The organism is Rhodococcus sp. MALMAid1271 (assembly GCF_049195265.1).
Lineage (GTDB): Bacteria > Actinomycetota > Actinomycetes > Mycobacteriales > Mycobacteriaceae > Rhodococcoides.
In genome coordinates this window covers 25,400-41,342 of sequence record NZ_JBMIRQ010000126.1, presented here as the reverse complement: position 1 = coordinate 41,342, position 15,943 = coordinate 25,400, and the positions used below count along the sequence as shown (strand labels likewise).

The 15,943-nt window shown below is 64.5% G+C and carries 18 protein-coding genes and 1 pseudogene; 14 read left to right on the top strand and 5 right to left on the bottom strand.

The window, feature by feature from the left end; translation table 11 throughout:
* The first annotated feature begins 8 nt into the window (after nucleotides 1–8).
* The 3 genes and pseudogenes from ACOQFP_RS24330 to ACOQFP_RS24320 all read left to right on the top strand — a co-directional run.
* On the top strand, nucleotides 9–1,691 hold the full coding sequence (locus ACOQFP_RS24330; RefSeq protein WP_421585776.1) for a Mu transposase C-terminal domain-containing protein: 1,683 nt from the start codon (nucleotides 9–11) through the stop codon (nucleotides 1,689–1,691).
* A gap of 4 nt (nucleotides 1,692–1,695) precedes the next feature.
* Entirely contained in the window at nucleotides 1,696–2,652 is a 957-nt protein-coding gene (locus tag ACOQFP_RS24325) for a TniB family NTP-binding protein (RefSeq protein WP_421585775.1), read from the top strand.
* A pseudogene (locus ACOQFP_RS24320) lies at nucleotides 2,649–3,149 on the top strand (TniQ family protein); the annotation flags it as partial. The gene ACOQFP_RS24325 and the pseudogene ACOQFP_RS24320, both read left to right, overlap by 4 nt.
* Before the next feature lie 632 nt (nucleotides 3,150–3,781).
* On the opposite strand, the gene ACOQFP_RS24315 reads toward ACOQFP_RS24320, so the two are convergent.
* From ACOQFP_RS24315 to ACOQFP_RS24300, 4 genes are all read right to left on the bottom strand, one after another.
* On the bottom strand, nucleotides 3,782–4,384 hold the full coding sequence (locus ACOQFP_RS24315; RefSeq protein ID WP_068049656.1) for a cadmium resistance transporter: 603 nt from the start codon (nucleotides 4,382–4,384) through the stop codon (nucleotides 3,782–3,784).
* A 94-nt stretch (nucleotides 4,385–4,478) separates the two neighbouring features.
* A complete protein-coding gene (lspA, locus tag ACOQFP_RS24310) occupies nucleotides 4,479–4,997 on the bottom strand; it encodes a signal peptidase II (RefSeq protein WP_068049655.1) in 519 nt (172 codons plus the stop codon).
* Nucleotides 4,994–6,949 carry a heavy metal translocating P-type ATPase gene (locus tag ACOQFP_RS24305; RefSeq protein ID WP_094642706.1) on the bottom strand — a complete coding sequence of 652 codons (1,956 nt, stop codon included), beginning with the start codon at nucleotides 6,947–6,949 and terminating at the stop codon, nucleotides 4,994–4,996. Before ACOQFP_RS24305 ends, lspA begins: the two co-directional genes overlap by 4 nt.
* Nucleotides 6,946–7,326: an ArsR/SmtB family transcription factor gene (locus ACOQFP_RS24300; protein ID WP_068049649.1), complete on the bottom strand. Its 381-nt coding sequence runs from the start codon at nucleotides 7,324–7,326 to the stop codon at nucleotides 6,946–6,948. Before ACOQFP_RS24300 ends, ACOQFP_RS24305 begins: the two co-directional genes overlap by 4 nt.
* Before the next feature lie 326 nt (nucleotides 7,327–7,652).
* Here ACOQFP_RS24300 and ACOQFP_RS24295 point away from each other — a divergent pair, with 326 nt between their 5' ends.
* From ACOQFP_RS24295 to ACOQFP_RS24270, 6 genes are all read left to right on the top strand, one after another.
* Entirely contained in the window at nucleotides 7,653–8,312 is a 660-nt protein-coding gene (locus ACOQFP_RS24295) for a DsbA family protein (protein WP_094656090.1), read from the top strand.
* Complete coding sequence (locus tag ACOQFP_RS24290; protein ID WP_341245015.1) at nucleotides 8,287–8,925, top strand: vitamin K epoxide reductase family protein; 639 nt, start codon at nucleotides 8,287–8,289, stop codon at nucleotides 8,923–8,925. Before ACOQFP_RS24295 ends, ACOQFP_RS24290 begins: the two co-directional genes overlap by 26 nt.
* Before the next feature lie 55 nt (nucleotides 8,926–8,980).
* Nucleotides 8,981–9,607 carry a TlpA family protein disulfide reductase gene (locus ACOQFP_RS24285; RefSeq protein WP_068373890.1) on the top strand — a complete coding sequence of 209 codons (627 nt, stop codon included), beginning with the start codon at nucleotides 8,981–8,983 and terminating at the stop codon, nucleotides 9,605–9,607.
* A gap of 44 nt (nucleotides 9,608–9,651) precedes the next feature.
* Nucleotides 9,652–10,236: a TlpA disulfide reductase family protein gene (locus ACOQFP_RS24280; RefSeq protein WP_068049643.1), complete on the top strand. Its 585-nt coding sequence runs from the start codon at nucleotides 9,652–9,654 to the stop codon at nucleotides 10,234–10,236.
* Complete coding sequence (locus ACOQFP_RS24275) at nucleotides 10,233–11,006, top strand: cytochrome c biogenesis CcdA family protein (RefSeq protein ID WP_421585774.1); 774 nt, start codon at nucleotides 10,233–10,235, stop codon at nucleotides 11,004–11,006. The genes ACOQFP_RS24280 and ACOQFP_RS24275 overlap by 4 nt, the downstream gene beginning before the upstream one ends.
* A gap of 320 nt (nucleotides 11,007–11,326) precedes the next feature.
* Nucleotides 11,327–11,878, top strand: coding sequence for a recombinase family protein (locus tag ACOQFP_RS24270; RefSeq protein WP_032382617.1), 552 nt, complete (start codon nucleotides 11,327–11,329; stop codon nucleotides 11,876–11,878).
* A gap of 50 nt (nucleotides 11,879–11,928) precedes the next feature.
* Here ACOQFP_RS24270 and ACOQFP_RS24265 read toward each other — a convergent pair whose 3' ends face one another.
* A complete protein-coding gene (locus ACOQFP_RS24265; RefSeq protein ID WP_141217246.1) occupies nucleotides 11,929–12,930 on the bottom strand; it encodes a hypothetical protein in 1,002 nt (333 codons plus the stop codon).
* 166 nt (nucleotides 12,931–13,096) lie between these two features.
* Between ACOQFP_RS24265 and ACOQFP_RS24260 the strand changes: the two genes are divergently transcribed.
* From ACOQFP_RS24260 to ACOQFP_RS24240, 5 genes are all read left to right on the top strand, one after another.
* On the top strand, nucleotides 13,097–13,393 hold the full coding sequence (locus ACOQFP_RS24260; protein ID WP_032382556.1) for a hypothetical protein: 297 nt from the start codon (nucleotides 13,097–13,099) through the stop codon (nucleotides 13,391–13,393).
* A 999-nt stretch (nucleotides 13,394–14,392) separates the two neighbouring features.
* Nucleotides 14,393–14,917, top strand: coding sequence for a hypothetical protein (locus ACOQFP_RS24255; RefSeq protein ID WP_052058728.1), 525 nt, complete (start codon nucleotides 14,393–14,395; stop codon nucleotides 14,915–14,917).
* 44 nt (nucleotides 14,918–14,961) lie between these two features.
* Nucleotides 14,962–15,261 carry a hypothetical protein gene (locus ACOQFP_RS24250; protein ID WP_421585773.1) on the top strand — a complete coding sequence of 100 codons (300 nt, stop codon included), beginning with the start codon at nucleotides 14,962–14,964 and terminating at the stop codon, nucleotides 15,259–15,261.
* A 65-nt stretch (nucleotides 15,262–15,326) separates the two neighbouring features.
* The gene (locus ACOQFP_RS24245; RefSeq protein WP_032375191.1) at nucleotides 15,327–15,656 is read left to right on the top strand and encodes a hypothetical protein; all 330 of its coding nucleotides are present in this window, start codon (nucleotides 15,327–15,329) and stop codon (nucleotides 15,654–15,656) included.
* Nucleotides 15,653–15,826, top strand: coding sequence for a hypothetical protein (locus ACOQFP_RS24240; protein ID WP_155289420.1), 174 nt, complete (start codon nucleotides 15,653–15,655; stop codon nucleotides 15,824–15,826). The genes ACOQFP_RS24245 and ACOQFP_RS24240 overlap by 4 nt, the downstream gene beginning before the upstream one ends.
* Nucleotides 15,827–15,943: the final 117 nt, after the last annotated feature.

Genomic DNA, 15,943 nt, shown 5'->3' with positions numbered 1-15,943 from the left:
AGGCTGCGATGGACGCGGACAAGTTCGATGTCGCCGAGACTGGTGTGCTGACCGCGTCGGCGGAGCAGTGGGAGCAGGCACGGTCACGGTTCGCAGTGCTCAGCGAACTAGTGGATCGATCCTCGATCGGTACCGCAGTGGTGGAGGATGCAGCGCAGCAGTTGGGGGTCTCGCCCCGGCGTGTGTACGTGCTGTTGTCCAAGCTCCGGAATGGGGGAGGGGCGGTCACAGATCTGTTGGTCTCCGCTCCTGTAGGCGGGCGCGGCCGCTCTCGGATGCCGACCGAGGTGGAAGAAGTGATCGCCGAGCACATCAACCGTGACTTTCTGGCTCGCCAGAAGCTCAGTGTCGCAGCACTGCATCGACGTATCGCGCTGGCCTGTCACCGCGCCGGACTCCCGATCCCAGCCCGCAACACAGTCACCGCGCGGATCGCAGCGATGCACCCGGGCCGCGTCGCACGGTCACGTGGCGGACCGGACGCCGCCCGATCGCGGCAGTCCGCGGGCGATGTCCCGCCGCCGGTGACGGCGGTTCTCCAGCAAGTCCAGATTGATCACACCGTGGTCGATCTGATGATCGTCGATGAATACGACCGGGTGCCGATTGGACGTCCATATCTCACGATTGCTATCGATGTCTTCAGCCGCTGCGTGCCGGGCTTCGTGGTCACACTCGATCCTCCGTCCGCAGTGTCGGTCGGGTTGTGTCTGGGCCGGGTGTGCTCGGACAAGAGCGTATGGATCGACGCTTTGGGCCTCGGCGCGGATGTGCGGTGGCCGATGGCCGGAAAGCCGCGCGCCTTGTATGTCGACAACGCCTCCGAGTTCAAAAGTGAAGCGCTACGGCGCGGTTGCGAACAACACGGAATCGACCTCGGCTACCGCCCACCCGGCAGGCCGCATTACGGCGGGATCGTCGAACGCATCATTGGCACCGTCATGACCCAGGTCCACGAACTCCCCGGCACCACGTTCTCGAACCCAACGCAGCGGGGCAGATACGACTCAGAGGGCACGGCAGCCCTGACGCTACGAGAATTGGAACGCTGGCTGATCCTCGCGGTCGCGGCGTACCACGCGGACGTGCACACCGGCCTGAGCCGGAGCCCCGCTGCGCAGTGGATCAGCAGCACCGACGCCGATACTGCTCGATCGACGTCGACAGTGGTGGGCGAGACCGCATTCCTGGTGGACTTCCTTCCCGTCATCCGGCGTCGCCTGACCCGGACAGGGTTCGTCATCGACCACATCCAGTACTTCTCGAACGCTCTGAAACCGTGGATCGCTAGGCGAGAGAAGTTGGGTCAGTTCGTGATCCGGCGTGATCCACGAGATCTGAGCAGGGTGTGGGTCCTGGACCCCGACAGCGGCGGCGGGTATGTCGAGGTGCCGTACCGGACGATGTCACATCCGGCGGTGACATCGTGGGAACACCGGGCAGCGGTGGTGCGTCTTCGAGAGCACGGCCGAGCAACTATCGACGAACACGCTCTGTTCGCGATGATCGAGAAGATGCGTCAGGTAGCCACGTCGGCAGAGCGGGACACCAAACGAGCCCGACGTAATCGCACTCGCCGTGCTCACCTGAGCAGCGTCACCACATCACCGAACGCGATGGGCCCGCCCGAGAGTCGCCCCGGTACCGACCAAGTACCGGTTCCGATCTTCGACGACATCGAAGAATGGTGAATCGATGAACGACGACCCCCGAATCACTCCTGCAGGCGACGGTAGCGGCGAAGACATCGACCCCGGTAGTGCGGATCTGATCCACCTGCGAAGTTCGGTCAGATCGATAGCGGGTCTTCCTGCTGCACAACGCATCAGGCACATTCGCACGGAACGGTGGATCGGGTATCCGCGTGCACGGTCGGTGATCGAGCACCTCGAGACACTGCTGGCTTGGCCGGATCGGCAACGAATGCCGAACCTGCTACTGATCGGGCCGACGAACAACGGCAAGTCGATGATCATCGAAAAATTCCGGCGCGCGCACCCCGCTGTCAGCCTGCCCGACCATGAGCACATACCCGTGCTGTGTATGCAGATGCCCCCGGACCCAGCACCCACACGGTTCTACCTCGCGATGCTCGCCGCACTCGGAACGCCGATCCGCCCGCGAAGCCGCGTCCACGAACTCGAACAGCAAGCGATCACGCTGCTGCGAGCAACCGGGGTTCGGATGCTGATCATCGACGAGCTCCACAACGTCCTCGCCGGCCGCGACAACGTACGCCGAGAATTCCTGAACCTGTTGAGGTTTCTGGGCAACGAACTACGGATCCCTCTCGTCGGAGTTGGCACCCGAGAGGCGTACCTCGCGATCCGCAGCGATGCACAGCTGGAGAACCGTTTTCACCCCATGACGCTGCCGATCTGGACCAACGACACCGACACCCGCACCCTGCTGGCGAGCTTCACCGCCAGCTTCCCGTTGCGTGCGCCCTCGCACCTGACATCGGCGGAGATGACCGACTACCTCCTCACCCGGTGCGAAGGAACCATCGGCGAACTGGCCACGCTGTTGACCGCGGCCGCAGTGACCGCACTCGAAGCCGGGAAGGAATCGATCACCTCACAGGTGTTGACCCAGACCGCCTACTCCGGGCCCACCGAACGCCGCCGCCACTTCGAACGGCACCTGGCATGACACCAGCCGATGTCGCTACAGCGCACACAGTGCTCGACCACGATGGGCATCGGCCGTGGCCACTGCACCCCCAACCACTACCCGGCGAGACCCTGTCATCGTGGCTGGCCCGGACCAGCGAACAGTATTCGTCGATCACCGCAGCGGACCTCCTCGACGGGCTCGGCCTCGACACTTCGGGCGTGGACCCGGACCGGCACACACCCGAGCCGGTGCTATCCGCGCTTGCCCAGAGGAGCACCTGTACGGCGGAACGGCTGCGGGAAATGACGTTGGCGGGCTGCACGCCCTGGCTGCTCGACAGCACCGACCCCACCGAGTGCGACTTCGACACCTACGTCCACCAGTTCTCTGTCCTACTACCGGCGGGTCTGGCGATGGCCGATCGACGTCGACGCGCACCGCCCGCCGGCACATGGCTTCCCTGGGTAAGCACGCTGACTACACGGGCATGCCCTCTGTGCATCGACACCCTCGACACACACGCCGACATCGCGGTCATGATGGCTCAGCAATACCCGATGCTGACCAGCTGCACCAAGCATCTCTGCCGGCTCGAATTCTGCAGCGTCGTACCCGGCAGACTTGTCTTCTGGGACAGGACACCAGCAGGCTCGGACGAGCACGCACCACCGATACCGGTCGCGGCGGCCGTCGCAGAAATCGACAGACGCAGCGTCACCGCGTTGACGTGCGGGTCGGTCGAGCTCGGCGCGGGCCGTGTTCATGCAGCAGTGTGGTTCAGGCTGCTGCGCACCGTCGTCGACGAAGTATCAACACCTCTGGTCCGCACCGGATGGTGGGCAAAGCCACTCAGCGCGATCTGGAAATCCACCGGCCGTTCTCGCCCGCTCCGAACATCGTGGGTTCCGTTCGAGGACCTGCGCTGGGAAGAACAAGCAGCAGTACTGACCGCCGCCGCGACCGCGATCATCGCGGTCGAGAACGATGAGATTTTCGCGGGTGGTGCTGATGCGGCTCTACTGCGCCCACGCTCGTACGAGCCGGTTGATCCGGGGACCGCTCCGACGCGGTCTCGCAGTCCGGTACCCGCCCGCAGCGCCTGGGACGGTGTGATTGCGGCGATCGATGCCGCTGCCGCTGGAGTTGCCGGGCGAACAGACGTCGGTCATGACGCGGCGACGATGAGCCGGCCGAGGACACCGGATTCGAGCAGGATGATCGCACCCAGGACGATGAACACCACGGGTACGAGCCAGTGCTCGACCCGTTCGAGAGTGTCGACGACCTTTCTGCGAGTGCCCAACAGTCTGCCTGCGTAGCACCAGATTCCCACGCAGATCAGGAACACGGCGATGGTGACCGCGGTCTGTGGCGCACCGAGCGTGCGGAAGACCGGGGTGTAGACGGCGATGTTGTCGGCTCCGTTGGCGATGGTGATGGCGGCGACACCGACCATCCCTGTTGCCACCACCGGGGCCTCGTCCTCGTCGCCGCTGCGCAGGCCGCGGATCAGGCCCCAGACACCCAACGACAGGGGCAGCAACCCCAGTAACCCGACCCAGTCCTCCGGGACGATCACCAATCCCAGGGCAGCGACGACACTGATCGCGACGAGGGTGATCAGGCCGGCGTACTGGCCGGCAACGATCTGCCATGCCCGCGGCCGCCCCTGGCTGGCGGAGGCGACGAACAGCACGGTCAGCACGACGATGTCGTCGATGTTGGTGCCGGCGAACATCGCGACCGCCGCGGCGATGGTGGTGATCACTCCCGCACCGAGCGGCCACGGCGGGGCGGCTGAACGTCGTGTCCGGAGGGCTGGACCGCGGTAGAGGTGGATCGGCTGCGAGGCCGCGAGGCGGTCATCCGGATTTTTCCTGCGCGTGCGCGGTACGAGTAAGGGCCGCTTCCTCCCAGAGTATGGAGCCGATGACCAGTACGACACCACAGGTGAGGTAGGTGTCGGCGAGATTGAAGGTGGGCCACCAGCCGGTGTGGAAGTAGTCCGTGACGCGACCGTCGACGGTGCGGTCGATCACGTTGGCGGCGGCGCCGGCGACGATCGCCGACAGTCCCACAGTCCCCAACGGTGAGCCGGTGGGGACAGTGCGCCACGCGTACACACCGATGCCGACGGTGATGATGGCGGTGACCGCGATGATGACCCACGGCGGCAGTTGGTTCCCGACGCTGAAGGCGACACCACTGTTGTAGGCCAACTTCAGTTGCAGCACGCCTAGCTCGACGATGCGGCCGTCGGAGAGTGCGCGGCGGGCGACGGGGTCGCCCGCGAGTGCGACGCCGATGAGTACGACGGCGACGATCGTCAGGGTCCGCCGGGACCGTGGCGCCGAGATGCCCGGGGCTGCGTCGGCGCTCATATGCGGGCCTCGGCTGCCGTCGGGGCCGATGCGGGTGCCGGTCCGGTGGTCAGGGGGTGGGCGCGGCCTGCCCGGACTCCGTTGGCGATGACCACGATCTCGGCGAGTTCGTGCACCAGAACCACTGCTGCCAGGCCCAGAATCCCGAACAGGGCGAGCGGCATCAGAACGGTGATGATCGCCAGAGACAGCCCGACGTTCTGCAGCATGATGCGCCGAGATCGGCGTGCGTGGGCCAAGGCGTGTGGCAGATGCCGGAGGTCCTCGCCCATCAGGGCGACGTCGGCGGTTTCGATGGCCACGTCGGTTCCCATGGCTCCCATGGCGATACCGAGGTCGGCGGTGGCCAGTGCGGGGGCGTCGTTGACACCGTCGCCGACCATCGCGGTCGACCGTCGGACCTTCAGGTCGCTGATGATGGCTGCCTTGTCCTCCGGTCGCAGGTCCGCATGGACCTCCTCGATGCCGACATCGGCGGCCAACGCTCGGGCGGTGCGTTCGTTGTCCCCGGTCAGCATCGCGACGTGGTATCCGTCACGGCGGAGACCGGCGACGACCTCCGCGGCTTCGGGTCGCAGTTCGTCGCGGACCGCGATCGCGCCGAGTGTTCGGCCGTCCTGCTCGATGAGCACGGCGGTGGCTCCGGCGCGCTGCATCCGTTCCACCTCCGCCGCCAGCGGGCCGGGCTCGATCCAGCCCGGCCGTCCGAGCCGGACGTCGGAACCGCGCAGGCGGCCGGTGAGGCCGGCGCCGGTGACGGACTCGACGTCCTCGGCGGGGGTGTGGTCGTCGACGGCGGCGAGGATCGCCGCGGCCAGGGGGTGCTCGCTGCGCACCTCGAGCGCCGCGGCCACCGCGAGGACCTGTTCGCGGGTCGCGCCGTTCACGGTGGCGACGTCGATGACGACCGGCTTGTTGCGGGTCAGGGTGCCGGTCTTGTCCAGTGCGATTCCGCGGATGCGGCCGAGGGCTTCCAGTGCTGCGCCGCCCTTGACCAGGACACCGAGTTTGCTGGCAGCGCCGATCGCAGCGACGACGGTGACCGGGACGGCGATGGCCAAGGCGCACGGTGAGGCAGCGACGAGGACGACCAGTGCGCGTTCGATCCATATCCGTGGGTCGCCGAGGAGGCTGCCTACAGCGGCGATGAGGGCCGCGGCGACCATGATCGCGGGCACCAAGGGTTTGGCGATCGTATCGGCCAGTCGCTGCGCCTCGCCCTTGCGGGACTGCTCGGCCTCGACGATCCGGACGATCTTGGCCAGCGAGTTGTCCTCGGCGCGCGCGGACACCTCGACCTCGAAAACCCCGGTTCCGTTGATGGACCCGGCGTACACCTCATCGCCGGGCCCTGCCTCGACGGGCACCGATTCGCCGGTGATCGCCGAGGTATCGAGCGCGGTGTTGCCACTGCGGATCGTGCCGTCGGTGGCGATGCGCTCGCCGGGCTTGACGATCATGATCTCGCCGACCGTCAACTCGGTCGGCGACACCACCTGTTCTCGACCATCTCGTCGGACGGTGGCGGTGTCGGGAACCAACGACAGCAGCGCCCGCAGACCTCGCCGGGTGCGGGCGACCGCGTACTCCTCGAGGCCTTCGCTGATGGCGAACAGGAACGCGAGCATCGCAGCCTCGCCGACCTCACCGAGGATCACGGCGCCGACCGCCGCGATGGTCATGAGGGTGCCGACGCCGATCTTGCCGCGGGCGAGCCGCTTCAGGGTCGACGGTACGAAGGTGTAGCCGGCGACGATCAACGCGACCGATTCGAGTACCAGAGTGAGACCATCGGGACCGCCGGTCCAGCCAATGGTCAGTCCGGCCGCCAGCAGAGCGCCAGCGACAGCCGCGGCTCGGATCTCGGTGATCTGCCACAACCTGTCGGGTTCCTGCTCGTCGTCGCCGCCCGGGCGGGGCTCGTCGTGGTCGCAGCCGCACGCGTCGCTCATCCGGTCACCGCCGCTCCGGCGGAGTCCGTGCCGTAGTTGGGGCACAGTGTCACCGCGTTCCCGGTGGCGGTGAGGAGGGTTTCTGCCGAGGCGAGCAGATCCAACAGTTCCGGTCGGGCGAGTGAATAGAAGACCTGCCGCCCTTCGGGGCGACCGATCACCAACCCGCAGTCGCGCAGGCACGCCATGTGCGCCGACACCGTCGACTGGGCCAGCCCCAGCTCGCTCACCAGGTCTGCTACACGCGATTCCCCATCGGCGAGTCGGCGCACGATAGCCAACCTAGTGGCATCGGAAAGGCTGTGGAACAACGCCACTGCGGCATCGACCGTAGACCCGGTGCGGCCGACCGGACACGCCCCTCTATTGATCGTCATGCACCGATGATAGCACCGTATGGCAGTATGATCGCTCGTGGACGATTCGAGCGGCAGGGGCGGGACGAAGTGACACGCCCTGCGGCGAACGATCCGATGCCCACAACTACTATGGGTCGTAGTATTTCGACTTCAGGCTCACGCCTACGCTTCACGCATCGTCCGGAGGAATGGGTGGGGCCGGTCCGTCAAGGTCTCGATTGTTCTGATCGCCGCTCTCGCGGTAGCTCTCGCGTCGTTCGTTTTCTGGATCTCGAACAACTCCGGGCATCGGCGGCGGACGAGGAAGACGCTGGGGACCCGCAACGAATCGAGAAGGTAGCTGCATGAGCCGAGCATTGAAGATTTCCTTGTCCCTGGTGGTCGTGTTCGCCGCCGCGTTGGCTCTGTTTCTGGTGGTGGACAGATCGGGGTCACCGGACGCCGCGGCCGCTGAGCAGGCTGCCATCGACCCGGCTTCGATCGCGGTGCGCGAGAACAGTCATCGATTGAACTCGGTGCCCGACGGCCGGGTCACGTTCGTGGAGTTCCTCGACTTCGAATGCGAGGCCTGCCGGTCGGCCTACCCGGCGATCGAACAACTGCGGGAAGAGTACGGCGACCGGGTGAGCTTCGTGGCCCGCTACTTTCCCATCACCTCGCACTTCAATGCCGAACGCGCGGCGCGAGCAGTCGAAGCTGCAGCCCAGCAAGGCGGCTTCGAGGCGATGTATCAGCGGATGTACGAGACGCAGGCGCAGTGGGGTGAGCAGCAGGTTCCCCAGGACGAGCTGTTTCGCAGTTTCGCAGTCGAGCAGGGACTGGACATGAGCGCCTTCGATGCCGCCTACACCGACCCTGCGACACTCGACCGCATCGAAGCCGACGTCGCGGACGGGATAGCGCTCGGCGTGCAAGGCACCCCGACCTTCTTCCTCAACGGCACCAAAATCGAGCCCACCACCTACGGAGACCTCGCCGATGCCCTCGACGCTGCACTCGGCTGACCCCACGGCTGCCACCGGACCCCGTCAGGGCGGGCCTTTCGATCGGAGCCTGCCCTGGGTTCTGCTGGTGGGAGGGCTGATCGGACTGACCGCCGCATTCGTACTCACGGCGGAAAAGTTTGCTCTTGCCCTCGATCCTGCCTACGCCCCGACATGCAGCATCAACCCGGTACTCAACTGCGGATCGGTGATGAACACCGATCAGGCGTCGGTGTTCGGATTCCCCAATTCCCTCCTCGGGATCGCAGGCTTCGCCGTCGTGGCAGCAGTAGGTGCCGGCCTTGTCTCCGGTGCTGTGTTCGCGCAGTGGTTCTGGGGTGCACTGCAGGTCGGTGTCACTGCCGCCGCAGTTTTCGTACACTGGCTGATCGGACAGAGCCTCTACGAGATCGGCACCCTGTGCCCGTACTGTATGGCAGTGTGGGCAGTCACCGTCCCGATATTCTGGTACGTCACCTTGCGGAACCTTCACCGCGCCGGGTCCACACCCGCTCTCCGGCAGTGGTCCGACGCTGTGCTCGGCAATCACTCCATCCCGCTGACCGTGTGGTTTCTCGCCCTGATCACCCTGATCGCACAACGCTTCTGGCCGTACTGGTCCACGCTGCTATGACCCGCCACGAACCGTCGGCCCCTCTGCCGCGCTCTGAAAAGAGAAGGTCGGGCCGATGACGCGCGGCTGGTCGATTGTCATGCTCATAGTTGTTGTCGCATCGATCGTCGCACTGTGGCCCCGGTCCAGCGCCGACGATCGAGCATCCGTCACGAACACCATCGTGCCGGTCGGACCCACACCGTCCAGCCCGCCCCACCCCGGCACCGCCACCGCCACCGCGGACCCAGCAATGTCGCCGTGCCCGGTTCCGGTGCCCGGACGCCGCGGACCACTTGCCGGGGTGACGGCGAGCTGCATCGGCGACGACGCCGAAGTCGACCTCGCCGACGCTCTGGGCGGTGAGATGACTCTGATCAATCTCTGGGACTCCTGGTGCGCCCCGTGCCGCACAGAAATGCCTGTACTCGACAGCTACGCCGCCGAACCCGACGCGATCCGGGTCGTCGGAATCGACGTCGAGGACCGACCCGAGGATGCGGCCGCGCTGCTCACGGAACTAGGCATTCGGTACCCCAACTACATCGACGACGGCGACGTCCAGAACGCGCTGTCGGCTCCACCGGTTCTGCCCCTGAGCTTCCTCCTCACACCGGGCGGGGACATCGTGCGTCTGACCGACCCCACGGTGTTCGAGACAACGGATCAGATCCGCACTGCAGTAAAGGATTTCACCTCATGAGACGTCGCCGAGATACGTGGGTACGTACACGCCACCAGGTCTCGATGCCTGCCGCGGCACTAGCATCGATCCTTGCCATCGTAGTGGTGAGCTCCGGATGCTCCGTCGGTGCCGACGCCGCCTCGACCGGCGGTAGCTTCGACTTCGTAGCACCCGGTGGCCAAACCGACATTTTTTACGATCCGCCCGAAACACGGGGAATCATCGGCGAACTCGCAGGTCCCGACCTGATGGAGGAGGGCAGAAACACCGCTCTGTCGGACTACGACGGTGAGGTAGTGGTGATCAATCTCTGGGGTCAATGGTGTGGCCCCTGCCGCGGCGAAGCCGACGACCTCGAAGAGGTCTACGAATCCACCCGCCAGCGCGGTGTGCAGTTCCTCGGCATCAATGTTCGAGATCCGCAGAAGGACAAGGCGCAGGACTTCGTCGTCGACAACAACGTCTCCTACCCCTCGATCTACGACCCCTCGATGCGGACGCTGATCGCACTCGGCGGGAATTACCCGACCAGCGTGATTCCCTCGACGCTGGTACTCGATCGCCAGCATCGAGTGGCGGCGGTCTTCATGCGCGCCCTGCTCACCGAAGACCTCCTTCCCGTCGTCGAACGGATAGCGGCCGAATGACCCTTCTCGCCCAAGACATCGGGTCGACATTTCAGAACGCCGCATCGAGCGGCCCTTTGGTGCTGGCGATCGGTGCATGCATGCTCGCCGGACTGGTCTCGTTCGCTTCCCCATGCGTCGTGCCGCTGGTTCCGGGTTACCTGTCCTACCTGGCGGGCATCGCCGGTGCCGATGCCCGATCGCTCGAAACCCCGAACAGCACAGCGCCCTCGGCGCCGCTGGCACGCCGGTGGCGTGTGGCCGGCGCCGCGTCGTTGTTCGTCGCCGGATTCACGATCGTCTTCGTCCTCGCCACAGCCTCGATCTTCGGAGTCATCGGCACACTGCGCATCAACGAGCAAGTACTCCAACGCATCGGCGGCGTCATCACCATCATCATGGGTGCGGCCTTCATCGGGTTGATTCCCACCCTTCAACGCGACACCCGATTCGCACCCCAACAGATCTCCTCGCTCGCGGGCGCACCGCTACTCGGTGGTGTGTTCGCTCTCGGTTGGACACCATGTTTGGGTCCGACTCTGGCAGGAGTGATCTCCGTTGCGGCAGGCACCGAAGGTGCAACCGCAGCGCGCGGGGTCACTCTCATCGTCGCCTACTGTCTGGGACTGGGCCTGCCGTTCGTCGTCCTTGCGTTCGGCTCGAGTTCGGCGATGCGCAGCGTCGGGTGGCTTCGGAGGAACTCCCAGAAGATCAAGACAGCGGGCGGCATCATCATGATCGCCGTCGGCGTCGCGCTCCTGACAGGCGCATGGGGGCTGTTCATCGCCTAGATACGCAACGAATTCGTCACTGCCGTCGTGTTGCCTATCTGAGGTAAGTGTGGAGTGTCGCCAACCCCCGTTTGCGAAGTTCGGGTGCCCGAACTATTTTCAGGGTCGCATTGATCTATCTGACCGTGATCTGACTGTCGGTGCCGCAGGCCTGCCGGCCCGAAACGCGTCCGATGGTCGTCGGGTGCCCGAGAGTACGGTCCCGCCCTGCACGACAACTTCACCCTCGCACGGGTAGAACGAGACGCGCTCGCGATCGTTTGAAAGGCGGGTAGTGCAGTCCACTTCTGAAACAATGCAGTCGTCTTCTGAAACTGACAGTGGGCCACAAATACGGATACGCCAGGGTCTCGACCGCCGAACAGAACCTCGACCTGCAGAGCGACGCTCTGAGCGCTTTCGGCTGCGAACGCATCTTCACCGACACCGTCAGCGGATCCACGACCATCCGGCCGGCACTCACCGAACTGCTCGAGATCCTCTTACCCGGTGACACCCTTACCGTGTGGCGGCTCGATCGACTCGGCCGCAATCTCCCGCACCTCATCGAGCTCATCGCAGACCTGAAAGCTAGGGGAGTGGCCTTCGCGTCGGTCACCGAACAGATCGACACCACCACCGCAGGCGGGGAACTCGTCTTCCACATCTTCGGCGCACTCGCCAGCTTCGAGCGTCAACTACTGCGAGAACGCACACATGCAGGCCTCGCCGCAGCTCGGGAGCGAGGAAAGGTCGGCGGACGCCCACCCGCACTTACGGTCACTAAGAAGCGGGAGGCAACCCGAATGCGCAACCAGGGCAACACTATCGGAGATATTGCAGAAGTACTCGGAGTCAGTAAACGCACCCTCTACCGTCACTTCTCGCCTTAGAGCGACAGTGATCGCTTGCGGCGTGGCGCAACCACCTGGTAGCTGGCAATCTAGAACGGGTCTGGTGGTGCCATTGCAGTGAGCCCAGCCTCCTGGAACTGCTTCAGGTCCATCGCGAGCTTCCAGTCGTCCTGCGGACACCACTCGGATTTGAACGGCTGCCACACCCTCGTAACCACCTTTCGGCCACCGGGCGACGTGGATATCTTGTCTACTGCGGAGAACACCACTGAAACCCTGCTTCTAGTCGATTTTTCTGCGCGCGGTCGCAGCGCCGCGCCCAGATAGTCCGCATATGTGTCTTCGAAACCCTGTCCAACCCAAGCTGGTGGTAGCCGAAGAAACACAAAACCCGATTCGCCTTCGGGAATCTGCTCGGAGGCGTCCTTAATTGAGCTATCAATTGTCTTCTTTGTAAATGGCGTGTCATCGCGCTTCGCTTTGACCTCGACCGCCTTCGGCGGATCGCTGACCCAGAACCGCAGGTCATACGACCGTCCGGAATCCGAGCCCTTTCCCTCCCGCTCCCCGGAGGCAGGCTTCTGCTCGACGTTCATGGGGAGGTTCATCAGGTACAGGGCGGCGTCGAGCTCGAAAGCGACGCCGGAGAGTGCGTCACCACTGGCAACCTTGGCCACAACCAGATCGAACCAGTCAGCGTATTGAAGCTGATGAACCCGCCGCGCCAGCTCCTCCTTACGGTGATGCGTTAGTTCCGCCAGCTCCTCGTACGCCGCATTCGGGTAGAAGAACGCCTTGGTGGTGCGTGAACTCTTCTCCTCGTTGTACACCGAGTCGAACCAATCGTCCCCGAAGTGCGCTCGCATGATTCCCTCTGTGATGACCGTGCGTGCGAAACCATCGACGCCTTCCGCCGGTGCACCCGCCGGGATCTGCTCGCGGGCCATCTCGAATGTGCGGTGCGAAAACAATTCTGTCCACGCCAGGTAGTCGTTCCACGAAACCTGCCAAGGCTGGGCACGTCTCTCAGCGGGAGCATTGTCCGTAAATTGCTTGAATGTCAGGTAGATCGGAAACTGCATTGCCGCCACCAGCCTTACTTTGGAGTGATACCAACCTGAATCTAATCACTCCATTGTGGGATCCACTGCCGTGACCGCCCTGGCAGGTACGGTCGAGAAGCGAACCGAATCATCGCGTAGCAACGATCCGGGACGAACGAAAAGCAGCTCATGACAAACAGATTGGCGAACACTGATGGTAGACACAGAATTTCACAACAAGGCGCTCGAACTGCTTCGGCAGGCCGACGAAGCCGACCAGAACGGCAACGAAGAACGGGCGGCGTACCTCACCGCGCAGGCACAAGTGTTCGCCACCCTCCAGAACTCCGCCACCGCCTTCGCCGTAGCGGAAGACGTACTCACCGCCTTCCATGAAAAAATGAACGGGGCTACGGACGCGGTCGACGGACTCACTGCACAAGTGCGGAAAGAACTCGGCGAATTAAACCAAAACCTCGACGACATCAAAGCTCGGATGCCCGCGACCTGAGGCCGTCGAACCGCCGGTAATTCATCTCCGATCGGACGGGGGCTGGACCAACGGCAGTGGGACTCACTCAACACCCGAGTCCCACTGTCACACAACCCGATTGGTCAACGGCTAGGTCAACCGCAACCCCATCGTCAAACCACCGTTGGGCTTGCCGTTGGACCTGTGCGTCAACCTACGCGGCAACCCACACGCCATCGCGTACTCGACAATATCCATGTCAGGATCCTGGAAAAGCAAGACCTGCGCAGTCACCATCACCACGTTCCACCGCACACGATCGGTCTCATCGCTCGATAGAGCGTCATCGGTCCGCTTGGTATCCGAATTCCGATCGTGACCAGCACGATCGAGACGATACGGCGCATCAGACCAATCGTGACCAGCGATCTCCGCGGCCATCTCCTGCGCATTACGACTGAGCATCTTCTACCTCCAGTTGGTTCCGTCGCCTCTTCCCGTCGAAAAGGACCACTCCGAACAATACTCCCGAACTGACTTCTGCGCTCCCAGACACAAATTCACGATTACCGACCAGGCCTGAGAGCTACCGCGTCACCGAGCGTGGTCAACACCCGTCGCTCCCGCACAATCACGCTGCGAGCTCCACGGCCGGGAGGTGGCCCAGCCGCCGGCGTCGACGAGCGGTCTCGCATTCCGCCTGTCCACGGTGCCGGCCACCCTGCGGGCGTCCCCCGAACCGAGCTCCGCTGCGCTCCGCACCGTGAAAAGACATCGAATTTCTTGTCGCACATCTGGCTCCCGGCGATACTGCATCACCCGTGCCCGCCGCCTCAACCCCTCGCTCCGCTGCGCTACGGCCAAGGCTCCGAACACTTTTCGTAGAGCAGTCGCTGCGCTCCCACGAAAACTGTCCAGCCGCGGCGTTGCCCCGTCGTCCCCGTGCGCTGCTGTCTCTCCTCACGCCAGATGACAGCGACAAGAAATTGGCAGAGCAGCAAGTCCAGTCGGCACACCAGTAGGGGAGAGGCCCACACCATGAGCGCATTCACCGTCAGCAACGAACACATCGCAGTCCTGCTCACCGCCGGACTCGCCGTCGACCACAAACCACTCCAGTGGGAGATCCCGGCACCCACCGACGGCGGTCTCCCGCTCAATGCAACCACCGGAAACGGCGTCGGCGCAGGATGGTCGATCAACCGCCCGAACACCCGCACACGGAGCCTCACCCGCGCCAGCGTCGACGCAATCGGGCAGATGCTCCTCGACCAGAACACCGCCAGCGTGAACCACCGCTACAACGACGACGACCTCCAGATCTACACCCACACCCCGCCCCGTGGCTGGCGTACAGCCGTCGAAGTCCTCAAAGCCATCAACTGCTACCGCTACCAAGCAGGCGAAGTCGACAACTGGACCGACACCGAAGCGCACCACTTCTGCGCCGCCCTCGAAACTGCCGTCATCGCAATGCTTCCCGGCTACGAGGAAGCCGCATGGGCCATCGGCCGCGACACCCCCACACTCGCCGAACAGCACGCCAGCAACGGCACGATCTAACCGGCCTCGATCACCGAATCCAACCCGACGAAGGAGCACAACCCATGAGCGCCAACGACATCGACGACTACTGGACCACCTACGACAAGGCCCTCGACGCGGCCGCCGAATGCCGAAGCGTCGAATCCCTGATCGACACCCTGGGCCGCTACTACCCGCCCTCGTCCGGAGTGGCGTTCTTCCCCAACGGTGCCGACCGCGACCTACTCGGCACGCTCACCGACGCCGGACACTTCGATACCGTGTGGATCCAAGCGGACTACCACTTCGCGCTCCGTGACGGCCGCGGAGACGGGTTCACCTACATCGAAGGCGACATCGTCCGCGGAACCTCACGCCGGTAAAGCACCCGCCCCGGTGCCAGACGGCACCGGGGCACCAACCCCACCACCTGGAAGGAACGCCCCTGATGCCCGCACAAGCATGGGCCACCCTGATCGTCGGCGTCCTCGCCGTCGTCGGCGTCGCCCTGACAGTCCGCCAACGCACCGTGGCCGACAAACGCGCCCAAGCCTGGCAACGGATCACATGGTGCCTCGAACGCACCACCAGCGCCGACCCCGCCGAAGCCGAGCTCGGATGGGACATCTACGCCACCGTCACCGACTCACCGCTCATCACCACCACCGAACAAGACGTCCTCGTCGCCGTCGCCGACCGATCCGCCCGACGCGCACTGGCGGAACCCGACGAAACCGAGGACACTGACAACCAGAACGAGCAGGAGGACCCACGATGACCACCGCAGAAGCCCGCAAGACCTGGACCCCGAACGAACGGCGCAGTGTCGCTGCCGCAGCAGCCCGCGCCTCGATCGCACTCCGTGAACGCAGCGGCCGCGAAGTACCCCAATGGATCCGCGACGCCGCCGAAGGGCGCCCCACCACCCCACCGGCCGAACAACCCTGACGCCGGCCACAGCCGCAGACCGACAAGGCCCGTACCCCCACAGGGTGTGGGCCTTGTCTATTGCCTCACCGAGAAGGAGCGCTGCGAGCAGGTCCGGGCCACCCTGCGGGCGTCCAC

What these genes read in the sequence shown, in the direction of transcription:
- ACOQFP_RS24285 (WP_068373890.1), top strand. Translation starts at nt 8,981, where the DNA reads ATGACGCGCGGCTGGTCGATTGTCATGCTCATAGTTGTTGTCGCATCG.
- ACOQFP_RS24300 (WP_068049649.1), bottom strand. Translation starts at nt 7,326, where the DNA reads ATGACGATCAATAGAGGGGCGTGTCCGGTCGGCCGCACCGGGTCTACG.
- ACOQFP_RS24255 (WP_052058728.1), top strand. Translation starts at nt 14,393, where the DNA reads ATGAGCGCATTCACCGTCAGCAACGAACACATCGCAGTCCTGCTCACC.
- ACOQFP_RS24290 (WP_341245015.1), top strand. Translation starts at nt 8,287, where the DNA reads ATGCCCTCGACGCTGCACTCGGCTGACCCCACGGCTGCCACCGGACCC.
- ACOQFP_RS24275 (WP_421585774.1), top strand. Translation starts at nt 10,233, where the DNA reads ATGACCCTTCTCGCCCAAGACATCGGGTCGACATTTCAGAACGCCGCA.
- ACOQFP_RS24295 (WP_094656090.1), top strand. Translation starts at nt 7,653, where the DNA reads ATGAGCCGAGCATTGAAGATTTCCTTGTCCCTGGTGGTCGTGTTCGCC.
- ACOQFP_RS24245 (WP_032375191.1), top strand. Translation starts at nt 15,327, where the DNA reads ATGCCCGCACAAGCATGGGCCACCCTGATCGTCGGCGTCCTCGCCGTC.
- ACOQFP_RS24305 (WP_094642706.1), bottom strand. Translation starts at nt 6,949, where the DNA reads ATGAGCGACGCGTGCGGCTGCGACCACGACGAGCCCCGCCCGGGCGGC.
- ACOQFP_RS24260 (WP_032382556.1), top strand. Translation starts at nt 13,097, where the DNA reads ATGGTAGACACAGAATTTCACAACAAGGCGCTCGAACTGCTTCGGCAG.
- lspA (WP_068049655.1), bottom strand. Translation starts at nt 4,997, where the DNA reads ATGAGCGCCGACGCAGCCCCGGGCATCTCGGCGCCACGGTCCCGGCGG.
- ACOQFP_RS24330 (WP_421585776.1), top strand. Translation starts at nt 9, where the DNA reads ATGGACGCGGACAAGTTCGATGTCGCCGAGACTGGTGTGCTGACCGCG.
- ACOQFP_RS24280 (WP_068049643.1), top strand. Translation starts at nt 9,652, where the DNA reads ATGCCTGCCGCGGCACTAGCATCGATCCTTGCCATCGTAGTGGTGAGC.
- ACOQFP_RS24240 (WP_155289420.1), top strand. Translation starts at nt 15,653, where the DNA reads ATGACCACCGCAGAAGCCCGCAAGACCTGGACCCCGAACGAACGGCGC.
- ACOQFP_RS24250 (WP_421585773.1), top strand. Translation starts at nt 14,962, where the DNA reads ATGAGCGCCAACGACATCGACGACTACTGGACCACCTACGACAAGGCC.
- ACOQFP_RS24325 (WP_421585775.1), top strand. Translation starts at nt 1,696, where the DNA reads ATGAACGACGACCCCCGAATCACTCCTGCAGGCGACGGTAGCGGCGAA.